This is a genomic window from Shewanella sp. AS16 (genome assembly GCF_021412365.1).
Lineage (GTDB): Bacteria > Pseudomonadota > Gammaproteobacteria > Enterobacterales > Shewanellaceae > Shewanella > Shewanella salipaludis.
This window is the reverse complement of sequence record NZ_JAKCLK010000174.1, coordinates 1-304: the sequence shown is the minus strand read 5'-3', so window position 1 is coordinate 304 and position 304 is coordinate 1. Positions and strand designations below refer to the sequence as shown.

Below are 304 nucleotides of genomic sequence, written 5' to 3'. Positions count from 1 at the left end.
ATGTAGAACGGGATCATCGGCAGATTGTTGGTGCTGTAAGAGGTCGCCGCTGCCAGCCAGGAACAACCTGCGCCCAGCTCGTTGATCCCTTCCTGCAGAATCTGACCTTTCTCGTCTTCTTTATAGTAAGCAACCTGCTCGCGGTCCTGCGGGGTGTACTGCTGACCGTTCGGGCTGTAAATACCAATCTGACGGAACAGACCTTCCATACCGAAAGTACGCGCTTCGTCGGCGATGATCGGTACCAGCCTGTCTTTGATCGACTTGTTCTTCAGCATTACGTTCAGGGCACGAACGAAAGCGA

1 pseudogene is annotated in these 304 nt (G+C 53.6%); it reads right to left on the bottom strand.

The window, feature by feature from the left end:
- Positions 1-304, bottom strand: a pseudogene (gene aceE / locus LZP73_RS19850) (pyruvate dehydrogenase (acetyl-transferring), homodimeric type); the annotation flags it as partial.